Origin of the sequence: Embleya sp. NPDC050154 (assembly GCF_044460165.1) — a bacterium.
Taxonomy (GTDB): Bacteria; Actinomycetota; Actinomycetes; order Streptomycetales; family Streptomycetaceae; genus Embleya.
Genome location: NZ_JBITJP010000041.1, coordinates 1 through 14,297, shown reverse-complemented (window position 1 = coordinate 14,297; position 14,297 = coordinate 1). Strand labels below are relative to the sequence as shown.

General features: G+C 72.5%; 13 protein-coding genes and 1 rRNA gene. 5 read left to right on the top strand and 9 right to left on the bottom strand.

What is annotated here, in order from left to right; all coding sequences use genetic code 11:
* The first annotated feature begins 71 nt into the window (after nucleotides 1–71).
* From ACIBSV_RS47310 to ACIBSV_RS47300, 3 genes are all read left to right on the top strand, one after another.
* Nucleotides 72–656 carry a TetR/AcrR family transcriptional regulator gene (locus tag ACIBSV_RS47310; protein ID WP_395873764.1) on the top strand — a complete coding sequence of 195 codons (585 nt, stop codon included), beginning with the start codon at nucleotides 72–74 and terminating at the stop codon, nucleotides 654–656.
* Between the two features lie 111 nt (nucleotides 657–767).
* Nucleotides 768–1,169, top strand: coding sequence for a cupin domain-containing protein (locus ACIBSV_RS47305; protein WP_395873763.1), 402 nt, complete (start codon nucleotides 768–770; stop codon nucleotides 1,167–1,169).
* Between the two features lie 52 nt (nucleotides 1,170–1,221).
* A complete protein-coding gene (locus tag ACIBSV_RS47300) occupies nucleotides 1,222–1,836 on the top strand; it encodes a DUF4865 family protein (protein WP_395873762.1) in 615 nt (204 codons plus the stop codon).
* 663 nt (nucleotides 1,837–2,499) lie between these two features.
* Here the strand turns inward: ACIBSV_RS47300 and recN are convergent.
* The 5 genes from recN to ACIBSV_RS47275 all read right to left on the bottom strand — a co-directional run bounded on the left by recN (nucleotide 2,500) and on the right by ACIBSV_RS47275 (nucleotide 7,079).
* A complete protein-coding gene (gene recN / locus ACIBSV_RS47295) occupies nucleotides 2,500–4,233 on the bottom strand; it encodes a DNA repair protein RecN (protein WP_395873811.1) in 1,734 nt (577 codons plus the stop codon).
* A 122-nt stretch (nucleotides 4,234–4,355) separates the two neighbouring features.
* Nucleotides 4,356–5,243: an NAD kinase gene (locus ACIBSV_RS47290; protein WP_395873761.1), complete on the bottom strand. Its 888-nt coding sequence runs from the start codon at nucleotides 5,241–5,243 to the stop codon at nucleotides 4,356–4,358.
* A 73-nt stretch (nucleotides 5,244–5,316) separates the two neighbouring features.
* The gene (locus ACIBSV_RS47285) at nucleotides 5,317–6,120 is read right to left on the bottom strand and encodes a TlyA family RNA methyltransferase (protein ID WP_395873810.1); all 804 of its coding nucleotides are present in this window, start codon (nucleotides 6,118–6,120) and stop codon (nucleotides 5,317–5,319) included.
* 102 nt (nucleotides 6,121–6,222) lie between these two features.
* Nucleotides 6,223–6,474, bottom strand: coding sequence for a hypothetical protein (locus tag ACIBSV_RS47280; protein WP_395873760.1), 252 nt, complete (start codon nucleotides 6,472–6,474; stop codon nucleotides 6,223–6,225).
* A complete protein-coding gene (locus tag ACIBSV_RS47275; protein WP_395873759.1) occupies nucleotides 6,471–7,079 on the bottom strand; it encodes a hypothetical protein in 609 nt (202 codons plus the stop codon). The genes ACIBSV_RS47280 and ACIBSV_RS47275 overlap by 4 nt, the downstream gene beginning before the upstream one ends.
* A gap of 397 nt (nucleotides 7,080–7,476) precedes the next feature.
* Here ACIBSV_RS47275 and ACIBSV_RS47270 point away from each other — a divergent pair, with 397 nt between their 5' ends.
* Nucleotides 7,477–7,818, top strand: a complete 342-nt coding sequence (locus ACIBSV_RS47270) for an alkyl sulfatase C-terminal domain-containing protein (protein ID WP_395873758.1) — start codon at nucleotides 7,477–7,479, stop codon at nucleotides 7,816–7,818.
* Between the two features lie 30 nt (nucleotides 7,819–7,848).
* On the opposite strand, the gene ACIBSV_RS47265 is transcribed toward ACIBSV_RS47270, so the two are convergent.
* Nucleotides 7,849–8,853 carry an HAD-IIA family hydrolase gene (locus ACIBSV_RS47265; RefSeq protein ID WP_395873809.1) on the bottom strand — a complete coding sequence of 335 codons (1,005 nt, stop codon included), beginning with the start codon at nucleotides 8,851–8,853 and terminating at the stop codon, nucleotides 7,849–7,851.
* Nucleotides 8,854–8,918: 65 nt separating this feature from the next.
* Nucleotides 8,919–9,392, bottom strand: a complete 474-nt coding sequence (locus ACIBSV_RS47260; protein WP_395873757.1) for a tetratricopeptide repeat protein — start codon at nucleotides 9,390–9,392, stop codon at nucleotides 8,919–8,921.
* Between the two features lie 103 nt (nucleotides 9,393–9,495).
* On the opposite strand from ACIBSV_RS47260, the gene ACIBSV_RS47255 reads away from it, so the two are divergent.
* Nucleotides 9,496–10,755, top strand: a complete 1,260-nt coding sequence (locus tag ACIBSV_RS47255; protein WP_395873756.1) for a DUF1015 family protein — start codon at nucleotides 9,496–9,498, stop codon at nucleotides 10,753–10,755.
* 454 nt (nucleotides 10,756–11,209) lie between these two features.
* Here the strand turns inward: ACIBSV_RS47255 and ACIBSV_RS47250 are convergent, their stop codons facing one another.
* Complete coding sequence (locus ACIBSV_RS47250) at nucleotides 11,210–12,076, bottom strand: hypothetical protein (protein ID WP_395873808.1); 867 nt, start codon at nucleotides 12,074–12,076, stop codon at nucleotides 11,210–11,212.
* A gap of 2,128 nt (nucleotides 12,077–14,204) precedes the next feature.
* Nucleotides 14,205–14,297: ribosomal RNA gene (gene rrf, locus ACIBSV_RS47245) — 5S ribosomal RNA — on the bottom strand; the annotation flags it as partial.

Sequence of the window (14,297 nt, the reverse complement as noted above, 5' to 3'; positions counted from 1 at the left end):
CGGTGGCGCCGGTCCTATGAGGTGTCGGGTGAATTACGGATTCTGTACCTACTGGTATGTACACTCGCAGCATGAGTTCGAATACCGCCGACCTGCTGATCGAGACCACGCGTGACCTCCTCTGGGAGCGCGGCTATATCGGCACCAGCCCCAAGGCGATTCAGCAGCGGGCCGGAGTGGGCCAGGGCAGCATGTACCACCACTTCACCGGCAAGTCGGATCTCGCGCTGGCCGCGATCGACCGGACCGCCAAGGAGATGCGGGCCGCCGCCGAACGGCAGTTCGCCGCGCCGGGAACCGCCGTCGAGCGGATCACCGCCTACCTGCGACGCGAGCGCGACGTGCTCAAGGGCTGCCCGATCGGCCGGCTGACCCAGGATCCGGACGTCATGAGCGACCCGGCGCTGCGCGGACCCGTCGACGAGACCTTCGTCTGGCTGCGCGGCAGGCTGGCCCGGGTCCTGGCCGAGGGCCGCGCGCGGGGTGAATCGGGTGTGGCCGCGCTCGACCCCGACAGCACCGCCGCCACCATCGTCGCGGTGCTCCAGGGCGGTTACGTACTGGCCCGCGCCGCCGACTCGACCGAGCCCTTCGACCAGGCCGTGACCGGCGTACTCGGCCTGCTGAGCGCACCGCCGCCCACCGGCCGGGGCTGAAGCCGGGTCCGAAACCGAGTCCGGGCTTGCGAAACAGAGTCCAGGCGACATCGAGTCCGAGCGAGACAGAGTCCGAGCGAAACAGGGTCCGAGTTCCGAGGAGCCCCCTACATGCAGGTCATCCGTACCCAGGCCGCCACCGCCGCGGCACCGCCCGAGTGGCTGACCGGCCCGGCCTGGCTCGACGAGATCGCCGCGCCGGTCGAGCCCTCGCGGGTGCGCGTCGACAGTGTGCACTTCGCACCCGGCTCCCGCACCGTGTGGCACCGCCACCCGCTCGGCCAGGTGCTCCACATCACCGAGGGCACCGGCCTGGTCCAGCACCGCGGTGGTCCCGTGGAAACCGTGCGTCCCGGCGACACCGTACGCATCGCGCCCGACGAATGGCACTGGCACGGCGCCGGCCCCACCACGTTCATGACTCACCTGGCCATCCAGGAGGTGGCCCCCGACGGCACCGAGGCCGAACGAGGCGACCCGGTCACCGACACGGAGTACCAACCCGTCGGATAGCCGATGCAGCCGACACCGAACCGCAACGACCACGAGGACGGGACCTTCGGACATGTACGCCCATCAGTACGAGATCACCTTGCCCGCCGACTACGACATGGGCATCATCCGCAAGCGCGTCGCCGACTTCGGGCACGGCCTCGACGACCGGGCGGGCCTGGGCCTGAAGGCGTACACGATCCGCGAACGCGGCGTCGACGGCTCGCCGGTCAACGAGTACGCGCCGTTCTACCTGTGGCGGGACATCGGCGCGATGGCCCACTTCCTGGTCGGCGGTGGCGGCTTCCAAGGCATCATCCGCGACTTCGGTCGCCCCCGGGTCCGGCACTGGACCGGCCTGGCCCATCTGCCCGGCCCCGCTCGGGAGCACGCGCCCAAGGCCGCCTCCCGCCGCCTGCTTCCGCTGCCGGCCGACCCCGACCCCACGGGTCTCGGCCTGGCCGCACACATCGACGCCGAAATCGAAGCCCTACACGCGCTCGCCCGCACCGACGGCGTCCACACCGCTGCCCTCGCCCTCGACCCGGACCACTGGCACCTGATGCGCTTCGTCCTGTGGCAGGGCCCCATCCCGACGCCCCACCACAAGGACACCACCGAACGCTACGAAATCCTGCACACATCCACACCGTCCCTGACCGACCTGCCTACCGGCCGCCTCACCTGAGACCCCCGCTTGCACCTGGGGCGCAAGCGGGGCCGACTCCACACACGGCCGAAGAGCGAGCGGGGCGTCGGGGCGGTCGGGTGGGACTGGGTCGGAGCTGGAGCGGGTCGGGGCGGGACCGGGTCGGGACCGAAGCGGGGCGGGGTAGGCCGGAGTCGTGTCCCGCGGCGTTGCTGTTTGTTGGGCGACTTCGTCGCCGGCTCGCGAGGCGCCGCTTTTTCTTTCCCCCGCTTCGCTCCTCCAAGAAAAAGCGGCGCCTCGCTCGGGGCTTCGTGTCCCTCCGCTTCGCTCCGGGCCACGAAGCCCACACCTGCGGCTCCGCCGCTCTCCGCGCTTCGCGCGTCGATCACTGGGGTGGGCGCGGGTCGGGGGCGCTGACGCGCCAAACCGCAGCCGGATCCGCCGGCCCGGTCGCGGGCGGGCCGACCTCTCACCGCAGCAGCCAACCCCACCCATCCGGCAAACCACACCGGGGCTGCGAGGCCGGATCAGGCCCCCACGCCGCCCCTGAAACCCCAACCTCCGCAACGGGTGGAGCGGGTGGGTACACAACCCAAAGCAACCAAAGACGCATCCGCAGCAACGCGCACAACGCACGCCGATCGCCCACGCGACCCACCCGCTACCGCAGCGAACCCGCCCAAACCGCTTCGCCCATCAGGGTCATGTGACCTCGAGCTTGGCCCCGGCGGCCGTGGCCAGGAGTTCTTCCGCGTGGGCCCGGCCGAGTTCGGAGTCTTCCAGGCCGGCCAACATGCGGGAGAGTTCTCGGACTCGGGCCGGGTCGTCGAGGGTGACCACTCCGGAGCGGGTGACCGTACCGTCGCTGGACTTTTCCACCACCAGGTGGCGGTCGGCGAAGGCCGCCACCTGGGGGAGGTGGGTCACCACGATCACCTGGGCGACCCGCGCCAGGCGGGCCAGGCGGCGGCCCACCTCGACCGCGGCCTTGCCGCCGACGCCCTGGTCGACCTCGTCGAAGACGAACGTGGGGACCGGGTCGGCGCCGGCGAAGACCACCTCGACGGCGAGCATCACCCGGGAGAGCTCACCGCCGGAGGCACCCTTGGCCAGCGGTCGCGGTGGCGCTCCCGGGTGCGGGGACAGTTGCAGTTCGACCTCGTCCACGCCCGCCTGGCCGTACGCCAGGACCCGATCGCCGACCGGCAGCCCGTCCGGGTCGTCCACCCCGGAGATGGCCACGCCGACCCGCGCGTACGGCATCGCCAGCGCCGCCAACTCGCCGGTCACCGCCGCCGCGAAGCGTTCCGCCGCGGCGTGCCGGGCCGCCGACACCTCGCTCGCGAGCGCCGCCAACTCGACCCGCAGCGCGTCCCGTTCGGCGGTCAGTTCCTCGGTGCGGTCGTCGTCGCCGTCCAACTCGGCCAACCGCGTGGCCGAGCGCTCGGCCCAGGCCAGCACCTCGTCGATCGACTCTCCGTACTTGCGGGTCAGCGCCGACAGCGCCGCCCGCCGCTCTTCCGCCGCCGCGAGCCGAACCGGGTCCGCGTCCACGCCGGCCGCGTAGGAGGCGAGCTCGGTGGCCACGTCGGACACCAGGTAGCCGACCTCGCCGAGCCGATCCGCCAACGCCGCCAACGCCGGGTCGTGCGCGCGTACCGCCTCCACCGCCCGCTGCGCGGCGCCCAGCAGGGTCGAGGCGTCCACCGCGTCCGTACCGGTCTCCGGATCGCCCAACAGCGCCTCGTGCGCCGTGGTCGCCGCGGTGCGCAGCGCGTCCGCGTGGCCCAGCCGCAAGGTCTCCGCGGCCAGTTCCGCGTCCTCGCCCGGCTGCGGCACGACCTGTTCGATCTCGGTCAGGCCGAACCGCAACAGATCGGCCTCCTGCGCGCGTTCGCGCGCCCGGGTGGTGATCTCGGCGAGTTCCGCGCTCACCTCGCGCAGCCGCCGATAGACCCCGCCGTACGCCTTCAACGGCACCGACACGGCCTCCCCGGCGTACCGGTCGAGCGCGCCGCGCTGCCGGGCCGGGCGCAGCAGCCGCTGCTGATCGGTCTGGCCGTGCACCGCGATCAGGTCGTCGGCCAGGTCGGTCAACAACCCGACCGGCGCGGACCGCCCGCCCACGTGCGCACGCGAGCGACCCTCGGCCGAGACCGTCCGCGCCAGCAGCAGCTCGTCGTCGTCCAGCTCGGCGCCCGCCTCGATCGCCCGACGCCCCGCCGGCGAGTCCGCCGGCACGCTGAGCCGACCCTCCACCAGGGCCTTCCCCGTCCCGTTGCGCACCAGCCCGGCATCGGCCCGCCCACCGAACAGCAAGCCGAGCCCGGTCACCACCATCGTCTTGCCGGCGCCGGTCTCGCCCGTGACCACGGTGAAGCCCGGCGCGAGCTCGACTACGGCGTCTTCGATGACACCCAGACCCTGTATCCGCATCTCTTCGAGCACGGGACGACACTACGAGGTCGTGGGGACTCCACGCGAAGAACGCAGTTCAACGGCGTGTGTTCAACACACGAACAGACGACCGTATCGACGATCCGGCCCGGAAAGGCGACTCACTTTCGCCCGCGCCAGCCCTTGACCGGCAGCGCGAACTTGGCCACCAGTCGATCCGTGAACGGTGCCCGATGCAACCGCGCCAACCGCACCGGCTGGGTCCCGCGACGCACCTCCACACGCGCCCCGGCAGGCAACTGCACGGTGCGCCGGCCGTCACACCACAGCGCGCCGGGCGGCGTCTCCGGCGCGAGCTCGAGCGCCAGCACCGAGTTCGGCGAGACCACCACCGGGCGCGCGAACAACGCGTGCGCGCTGATCGGCACCATGATCAGCGCCTCCACCTCGGGCCACACGATCGGCCCGCCGCCGGAGAAGGCGTACGCGGTCGACCCGGTCGGCGTCGCGCACACCACCCCGTCGCAGCCCCACCGGGACAGCGGCCGGCCGTCCACCTCGGCGACCAGTTCCAGCATGCGCTCACGCGAGGCCTTCTCGATCGCGGCCTCGTTCAGCGCCCAGTTGGTGTGCACGATCTCGCCGTTGACCCGCACCAGCACGTCGAGCGTCATGCGCTCCTCGACGTCGTAGTCGCGCGCCACGACCCGCTCCACCACGTCGTTGAGGTCCTCGCGCTCGGCCTCCGCCAGGAAGCCGACCCGGCCCAGGTTGACCCCGAGCATCGGCACCGCCGCCTCGCGTACCAGCTCCGCGCCGCGCAGCAGCGTGCCGTCGCCGCCGAGCACGATGGCCAGCTCGCAGCCCTTGGCCGCGTCCGGCTCCACCGACACCACGACCGCGCCCGGCAGGGCCAGGTCGTCCGCCTCGTTCTCGAGCACCCGTACGCCCAGGCCCGCCGCGATCAACCGCTCCACCACCAGCCGTGCGCTGCGCAATGCCGCAGGTCGGCCGGTGTGCGTCACCACCAGTACCGTGCGATCGTTCATGCCCGTATCCCCTCGTCCGCATCGAACCGACCGCAGCCGTACCCGTACGCCGTGACGCTACCGTGCGCGCCGCTCACCGAGGCCCCTCGGCGACCGCCCGATCGACGTCCGCCGGGTCCAACTCCGGCGCACCGGCCCGCATCCACAGGAAGTACTCGACGTTGCCCGAAGGCCCCGGCAGCGGCGACGCGGTCACCCCGAGCACACCCAGCCCCGTCTTCGCGGCCTGTTCCGCGACCGTACGCACCGCCTCGGCCCGCAAGGCCGGATCACGCACCACCCCGCCCGCGCCGAGCCGCTCGCGCCCGACCTCGAACTGCGGCTTGACCATCATCACCAGATCCGCGTCCGGCGCGGAACAGCGCACCAGCGCGGGCAGCACCAGCCCGAGCGAGATGAAGGACAGGTCGCCCACCACCAGATCGACCGCCGGCCCCACCTGATCCGGCGTCAGCTCACGCACGTTGGTCCGGTCTCGTACCGTCACCCGATCGTCGCTGCGCAGCGCCCAGGCCAGTTGCCCGTACCCGACGTCCACCGCGACCACGTGCGCCGCGCCCGCGCGCAGCAACACGTCGGTGAAGCCGCCGGTGGAGGCGCCCGCGTCGATGCAGCGCCGCCCCTCGACGGTGAGGCCCAGCGGGGTGAACGCGGCCAGCGCGCCCGCGAGTTTGTGTCCACCGCGCGAGACGTAGTCCGGATCGCCCTCGTCGGCGGCGACCACCACGGCCGCCCCCGCATCGACCTGGGTGGCCGCCTTGGTCGCGGCCTGACCGCCCACCGTCACCCGCCCGGCCGCGATCAGTTCGCTCGCGTGGTCCCGGGAGCGAGCGAGTCCCCTGCGCACCAGCTCGGCGTCGAGCCTGCGTCGTGCCACCGGTCGTGCCTGCCGTTCCTTGGTTGTGCCGAAGTCGTCGACGAGGACCGCCGTTCCCGCGCCCGACACGCGTGGGTCCCTCGCCCGAGTCGGGATTCGGACCTACCGGTCCAGGTCCGCCAGGGTGTCCCGCAGCCCTCGGTGCACATCCTCGTACACCGACCCGTGCGCCTCGGTGGGCAGGTCACCCACACGGCTCAGGGTGGCGAGTACGGCGTCCACGTGCGGATCACCGGTGGGCGCGGGCGGCTCGACGTCGAGCGGCCCGATCGCGGTCGGCCCCGAGGGCGCGACGAGCCCGACCGCGCCGGACCCGTCGCCGCCCGCCACGCCCACGTCCGCGCCCTCGCTCACGACTGCTCGTCCGCGCCGGCGGCCGGCTCGGCGGGCTTGCGGATGGCCTTCTTGGCCGGCGTCGCCTTCTTCGTCGCGGCGGTGCCGTTCGTCTTGCGCGCGGGCTTGCGCGGGCCGGCCACCGGAGCCGACGCGGGCGCGTTCGCGGCCGTCTTGCGCGCCGCGGCCTTCTTCGCCGCAGCGGGCTTCGGGGCGGCTGCGGGCTTCGGGGCGGCGGGCTCGGCGACCGGCGAAGCGGCGGCACGGGTCGCGGCCGGCGAGCCCGTACCCGTCGCCGGACGGGCCGTCCGCGGCGTGGACGCGCGCGCCAGGCGATGCTCCAGGTCGGTCACCCGGCTCTTGAGCCGAGCGATCTCCTCCTCCGCCTTGATCAGATCCTTGGTCCACGGCTTCGACCGGGACAACGCCTTGTCCACCTCGCCGCGCACGACGCCCACGAGCAGGTCCCGGTTCGCCTTGCCCGTCTCGTACAGCTCCTCGGCGACCTGCTGCACGTACTGCGGCAACGCCTGGGCCTGGTCGGGCACCTGCTCCAGGTCCAGGCCGCTGCGCTCGACGAGGGCCTTGGCCACCTCGGTGACACGCTGCCGGGTCATCTCGGTCAAGCCACTGGCGATCTGAAGGTAACTGCGAACGACATCTCGCATAAGCGGCGCCTGCCTTCCTGCTCCGGCCGCCGTATGCGTGCCTGCGCGGCGATACGAACGGCGATGATCGGTCTGCTCCGACGCTACCCTCTCGACCGGCGCGGGGCCGGAAGCAACGACATGCGGGCCGCGCCGAGAACGACGGAGAAGGGCGGAGAGGGGCCGAGAGAGGGGAAGAAGGACGGAGAACGACATGGCGCCGGCCCGAGGACGGCCGCCGACCACGGCCGTCGACGACGACCGAGGAGGAGGCGGCGGAAGGCGAGCCGACCGCACCCGGCGACCCGGCCCGGCATCGGCGGACCCCTGGTGGGGTACGGTCGCCAACCGGATCCCACGGAAGGAACGCCTTCGCATGGCCACCGTCGAAGAGTGCCGCAAGGCCCTCGAGGAACTGTCCGCCAAGATGGGCCGAGCGGAGGGCGAAACCCGCAAGGCCACCCAGCTCGACCGCAGCCTCAGTTGCCGCGTCACCGACCTCGACGTCACCTTCTCCGGCCGACTGCGCGACGGCGCGCTGCACGACATCGACACCGAGCCGCGCACCGACAAGGCACAGATCCGGCTGAGCCTGACCGGCGACGACCTGATCGCGCTGGTCGCCGGCGAACTCAACTTCGGTGCCGCGTGGGCCAAGGGCCGGGTCAAGCTGGACGCCTCGTTCAAGGACCTGCTGGTCCTGCGCAAACTGCTCTGACCCGGCCCGCCCCACCTCGGGTCGCGCCCGCTACCAGCCCAGACGCGACACGACCCCGGCCGTGTCCACCGGCGCGTGCGCCGCCCAGGCCGCGGCGCACGCCGCCCGCAGCCCGTCGATCCGCTCGCCCTTGCCCTCGACCGCCAACGCGCCGTCGACCACCCGCGCCGACCAACCACCGCACACCCACGCCCCGCCCTCCGGCCGGGCCGTCACCGGCGCGGCCAACAACGCCCGCAGGTCCTCGGCCACGAACGTCGGCCGCCGGCCCTCGCCCGCCGCCAGCAGCCCATCCGGCGTGGTGACCCCGGTGAGCACCAACAGGCTGTCCACGCCCCCCTTGCACGCGCCCTCGATGTCGGTATCCAGCCGGTCGCCCACCACCAACGGCCGACGCGCGCCGGTACGCAGGATCGTCTCCCGATGCAGCGGCAACTCGGGCTTGCCCGCGACCACCGGCTCGACCCCCGTCGCCGCTCGCACCACGCCCACCAACGCGCCGTTGCCCGGCGCGATCCCGCGCTCGGTGGGAATGGTCAGGTCCGCGTTCGAGGCCACCCAGAACACCCCGCGCGCCACCGCGTACGACGCCTCGGTGAGCGCCTGCCACCCCACGTCGGACGCGAACCCCTGAACCACCGCCGCGGGCTCCTCGTCCGCCGACCGCACCGGCCGCAGCCCGTGCTCGCGCAACGCCACCTCCAGCCCCGCGCCGCCGACCACGAGCACCGCCGCGCCCTCGGGCACCCGCTCCGCGACCACCCGCGCGGCGGCCTGCGCCGAGGTCACCACGTCCTCGGGCTGAGCCGGGATGCCCAGCTCGACCAGATGTTCGGCCACCGTCTTGGGCGGCCGGGACGCGTTGTTCGTGACGAACGCCAGCCCCATCCCCCGCCGCCGAGCCTCGGCCAGCACCTCCACCGCGTGCGGAACGGCCCGCGCGCCGGTGTACACGACACCGTCCAGGTCGAGCAGCGCGACGTCGTACTCCCGTGCCAACTCCCCCGCCGCCGCAGCCACGTCCGGAGCGTCCACCCCCGATGCCGAAGTCGTTGCCGAGGTCGAAGTCGTTGCCGAGGTCCCTGCCGAGGTCTGCTTGCTCACGCGTCGTCGCTCCTGTCGTCCATGTCCCCACCGTCCTTGCCGATCGTCCCGTACGCGCCGGCCCTCGCGCGCAACGTGGCCCGCGCCTGGACCAGCGCCGTCCGGTAGTGCTCGGTCTCCGGCCGCATCGCCACCGCGAGCGCCAAGTGCTCCACGGCGGTCTCGAAATCGCCGAGCCGCGACGCGGACAGTCCCCACCCGAACTGCGCGTAGTCGTCCGCCGGATCCGACTCGGCCACCGCCCGAAAATGCCGCAGCGCCTCGTCGTGTCTGCCCGAGTCGAACCAGGCCCGCGCCAGCGCCTCCCGCACACTGCGCGACTCCGGCGCCGCGTCCGCCGCCCGCGCCAGCAACTGCGCGGCGGCGGCCGGATTACCCGACGAGAGCAACTGCATGCCACGCCGATACCAGTCGTACACGTCTCCCGTGGGCGCACCGTTCACCCCGCCGGCTCCCTGAGCCATCGCCATGATGCCCTCCCGCAACTCGACCATCCGCCGGCCGGCGAAATCCGGCGGCCGGCGACATCGGATGTCCTGATCTTGCCCGGGCTCGGGCCCGTAACATTCGGCCATGGACGACGCAGTGCCGAACGGGCTCGATCTGGCCCCCTTCCGCGGGCTTCGCTACGACCCGGAACACGTGGGGGACGTCGCCTCGGTGACCTCGCCGCCGTACGACGTGGTCGAGCCCGGCGGCGTACCCGCGCTGGAGGACGCCGATCCGCACAACATCGTGCGCCTGGTCCTCCCGCGCAGCGCGGAACAGGCGGGCACCACGTTGCGCACCTGGCTGGCCGAGGGCGTCTTGCGCCCCGACCCGCTGCCCACGCTGTACGTATACGAACAGCGCGACCACAACTCCATCCAACGCGGTCTGATCGGCGCCCTCTCGCTCGACTCCGCGGTCCTGCCGCACGAGGACGTGATGGCCGGCCCGGTCGCGAACCGCGCCGCGCTGATGACCGAGTTGTCGGCCAACCCCGAGCCGATCCTGCTGGTGTACACCGGCGGCGGGCGCGCCTCGGACATCGTGGAACAGACCACCCACCAGTCGCCGCTGGTCGGTCTGCGCACGCCGGACGGCATACGTCACCGGCTGTGGGGGGTGACCGATCGGCACGCGCTCGCCGCGATCCGCGAGGACCTCGCGCATCGCAAGGCGCTGATCGCCGACGGCCACCACCGCTGGGCGGCCTACGCCAGGATGCGCGACCGCGCGCACGCGGACGGCCGTGGCAACGGCCCCTGGGATCGCGGCCTGGTGCTGCTCGTGGACACCGTCCGACACCCGCTGAGGGTCGGCGCGATCCACCGCGTCCTGCCCAAGCTGCGCCCGGCCGACGCGCTGAACGCCCTGGCCACCTACGGCGACGCGGGCGCCGGCGCGTTCCTGGCCCGCCCCCTCGACGGCACTTTGCCGGCCGCCCTGTGGGCACTGGACCAGGCCACCGGACCGGCCTTCCTGCTCGCCGGCGACCGCCGCTTCCACCTGCTCACCGGCCCCGACCCGGACCTGCTCGACCTCGCGATCCGCGCCGACCGCCCGCACATGTGGCGCTGCCTGGACGCCACCGTCCTGCACGCGGCCCTGCTCGATCACGTCTGGCACGTCCCCGACAACTGGGACAACATCACCTACGTCCACGACGCCACCGCCGCCGTACGCCAGGCCAACCACACGGGCGGCACGGCAATCCTGCTCCGTCCCACCGACGAGCGGGTGGTGAGAACGCTGGCAGAACAAGACGTGCGCATGCCGCGCAAATCAACATCATTCGGCCCGAAACCAGCCACCGGCTTGGTGCTACGAACCTTGGACCTGGACGAGTAGCCCCAACCATCCCCACCCCACAACCGACCCCGCCTCGTAGTCGGCGCCAAGTCGTAGGCGGCGCCGGGTCGTAGGCGGCGCCGCGTCGCGGTCGCGGGGGGACTGGGCCGGGGCCGGGCCGGGGCGAGTCCAGTCGGGGCGGGTCGCAGGCGGAGCCGGCTCGGGCCAGGCTGCGAGCGCCGCTGGGTCGCAGGCGGAGCCGGATCACAAGCGGGACCGGGTCACGGTCGGCGCCGGGTCGCGGTTCGAGCCGGCTCGCAGGCGGGACCGGGTCGCGGGGCCGGACCAGGCCACCCCGGCGCCCCTGAAACCCCAACCTCCGCGCCAAAGGCAACGGGTGGAGCGGGTAGGTACACAACCCAACCCAACCAACGCGCAACGGTGGCCACGCCCGAAACGCAAGAAGGGCCCGACACACATACGTGCCAGGCCCTTCTCACCTCCCACCGCCAAGTCAGTCCTTCTCGGCCGCCGACTCGTCATCCGCAACCACGTCCGAGTTCGCCGCACCGGCAACCTCGTCCTCGGCCGCAACCTCGGCCTCGACGTCGGCAACCTCGTCCCCGGCCTCCTCGTCGGAGTCGGCGGAGCCATCGACGTCGACGTCGTCGGATTCCGCGTCCGCGTCATCCTCCGCGTCCGGGTCGAGCGCGTCGGTGAAGTCGAGGCCGTCGAGTTCGGCGACCCGCTCGGCCGCACCCGTCTCGCCCGTCGTGTCCGCCTCGGCTGCCCGGCCGAACCAGTCACGCGCCTCATCGTCCCGGCCCACGGCCGCCAACGCGTCGGCGTACGCGAATCGCAGTCGCGCCACCCACGGATTCGTCGACGCCGAGTTCAGCTCCGGCACCTGCAGCGTGACCACGGCCGCGTCGAGCTGGTCCAGGTCGCGACGCGCGCCGGCGGCAACGATCCGCAGCTCGATCTGCGCGGCCTTGTCCAGTTCCTTGACCTCGTCCGCGCCGGCCATCTGCAACGCCCGCTCCGGACGACCCAGCCCACGCTCGCAGTCGGCCATCACGGCCCAGTGCTCGCTCGAACCGGTCATCCGCCGCGCCGCACGCAGCTCGGACAGCGCCTCCGCGTACGCACCCGCCATGTACGCGGCGATCCCCGCCGCCTCCCGCACTGCGGCAACACGCGACGCGAGCCGCAGCGCGACCTTGGCGTACTTGTAGGCCAGCTCCGGGTCCTCGTCGACCGTACGGCCGATCATCACCAGGTTGCGCGCGACCTCGTCGGCGAGGGTCTTGGGCAGCCCGCGCAGCTCCTGCCGCGCCTCCGCACCGAGCTCCTCGGCCTGCACGTCCTCCGGGATGTACATCCGCTCGACCGGCACGTAACCGGGCTCGTCCCGACGGTCGAACGACGGCCGCGACCCACCACGATCGTCCCGATTCCCATACAACGGACGGCTGTTCCCGCGATCCCGGTCCCCATGGGAGGGTCGGCCACCACGGTCGTCCCGGCTGAACGAGGAGCGCGACCCACCACGATCCCCGCGGTCGCCATACGACGGCCGCGAGCCGCGGTCGTCCCGAGCGGGCCGGTCCGAACGCTCCGGCCGATCCGACCGGAACGGCGGACGCGACGAAGCACCGCGGTCGTCCCGAGCAGGCCGGTCCGAACGCTCCGGACGGTCCGACCGGTACGGCGGACGCGAACCGCCACCGGAACGAGCGTCACGATTGAACGAGGGACGCGCCGAGCCACCACGGTCGTCCCGGTTGAACGACGGGCGACGGTCCCCACCACGCTCGTCCCGACCACCACTCGCCGGACGACCCGAACCCCGGTCGTCCCGCCGCGGCGCCGGACGACGCTCGTGGAACGGCTGCCGCGCACCGGGCTGACCGTTGTAGGTCGGCCGGCTGCTGGCGCCGTCCTTGTAGTCGCGGTCCCCGAACTCCCGCTCGTCACGAGCGGACCGGTCCGAACGCTCCGGACGGTCCGACCGGAACGGCGGACGCGAACCGCCCGCACCGCTGCGGTCGTCCCGGTTGAACGACGGACGACGGTCCCCACCACGCTCGTCCCGGTTGAACGGGGGACGCGAGCCACCCCGGTCGTCACGGTTGAACGAGGGACGTGACGAACCACCGCGGTCGTCCCGAGCGGGCCGGTCCGAACGCTCCGGCCGATCCGACCGGAACGGCAAACGCCCACCGGCGCCACCCCGGTCGCCACGATCATCACGGTTGAACGAGGGACGCGACGAAGCACCGCGGTCGTCCCGAGCAGGCCGGTCCGAACGCTCGGGCCGGTCCGACCGGTACGGCGGACGCGAACCGCCACCGGAACGATCGTCACGATTGAACGAGGGACGGCGATCCCCGCCGCGCTCCTCACGGAACCCGGGCCGATCGTCGCGACCGGCCGGAGGCCGACGGTCGTCACGGTTGAACGGGGGACGCGAGCCACCCCGGTCGTCACGGTTGCCGTACGACGGGCGACTGCCACCACGGTCGTCACGGTTGTAGGGCGGACGCGAATCACCGTCGCGGTCCGGCCGCGCGATCGCGTGGTCGCCGCGAGCCCCGTAGGACGTACGCGACTGACCGCGGTCACGCTCGGGAGCGTCTGCCCGGAAGGGCGGACGGGAGCCACCACGGTCGTCGCGGCCAGGGCGATCGTCACGAGCGGGCCGGTCCGACCGGTACGGCGGACGCGACCCCCCACCCGCACGATCGTCACGATTGAACGAAGGCCGCGAGGAACCCCCACGGTCATCGCGTCCACCGGACTGCGGCCGACCCGCACCACGGTCATCACGGTTGAACGGGGGACGCGAGCCACCCCGGTCGTCACGGTTGCCGTACGACGGGCGACTGCCACCACGGTCGTCCCGGTTGCCGAACGAAGGACGCGATCCACCGCGGTCGTCGCGGGCAGGCCGGTCGGAACGCTCGGGCCGGTCCGACCGGTACGGCGGACGCGAACCGCCACCGGAACGATCATCGCGATTGAACGGGGGACGCGAAGCACCACCGCGGTCGTCCCGACCGCCGGACTGGGGACGCCCACCGGACTGCGGCCGACCGGCGCCCGCGCCACGGTTGCCACCACGGTCGTCACGATTGAACGGAGGATGCGAACCGCCACGGTCGTCACGGCCACCCTGGTCACGACCACCGGAAGCCGGACGGCCACCGCGATCATCACGGTTGAACGGCCGGCGATCACCGCCGCCACCGCCCCCCGAGTACTGCGATCCACTGGGACGGCGACTCGGCCGTCCCTCGGAGGGGGGATTGGACATGGGATTTGCTCCTCGTGATCGTCGTACGGGTACGCAGTCGCCTGTGGCGCGACCACCATTGTCCCGTATGACGAACGAAGTCGGCGCACCCGATGGTGGCCCTGAGCCCCTGTGGACAGGAGTCGCCACGGTAAATAGAACTGGACAAAAAAATAAGGGGCCCCACCGGGGTGGGGCCCCTTACTCACGTTGATTCCGGCGGCGTCCTACTCTCCCACACCCCTTCGAGTGCAGTACCATCGGCGCTGGAGAGCTTAGCTTCCGGGTTCGGAATGAGACCGGGCGT

What these genes read in the sequence shown, in the direction of transcription:
- ACIBSV_RS47310 (WP_395873764.1), top strand. Translation starts at nt 72, where the DNA reads ATGAGTTCGAATACCGCCGACCTGCTGATCGAGACCACGCGTGACCTC.
- ACIBSV_RS47305 (WP_395873763.1), top strand. Translation starts at nt 768, where the DNA reads ATGCAGGTCATCCGTACCCAGGCCGCCACCGCCGCGGCACCGCCCGAG.
- ACIBSV_RS47300 (WP_395873762.1), top strand. Translation starts at nt 1,222, where the DNA reads ATGTACGCCCATCAGTACGAGATCACCTTGCCCGCCGACTACGACATG.
- recN (WP_395873811.1), bottom strand. Translation starts at nt 4,233, where the DNA reads ATGCGGATACAGGGTCTGGGTGTCATCGAAGACGCCGTAGTCGAGCTC.
- ACIBSV_RS47290 (WP_395873761.1), bottom strand. Translation starts at nt 5,243, where the DNA reads ATGAACGATCGCACGGTACTGGTGGTGACGCACACCGGCCGACCTGCG.
- ACIBSV_RS47270 (WP_395873758.1), top strand. Translation starts at nt 7,477, where the DNA reads ATGGCCACCGTCGAAGAGTGCCGCAAGGCCCTCGAGGAACTGTCCGCC.
- ACIBSV_RS47260 (WP_395873757.1), bottom strand. Translation starts at nt 9,392, where the DNA reads ATGGCGATGGCTCAGGGAGCCGGCGGGGTGAACGGTGCGCCCACGGGA.
- ACIBSV_RS47255 (WP_395873756.1), top strand. Translation starts at nt 9,496, where the DNA reads ATGGACGACGCAGTGCCGAACGGGCTCGATCTGGCCCCCTTCCGCGGG.
- ACIBSV_RS47250 (WP_395873808.1), bottom strand. Translation starts at nt 12,076, where the DNA reads ATGTACATCCCGGAGGACGTGCAGGCCGAGGAGCTCGGTGCGGAGGCG.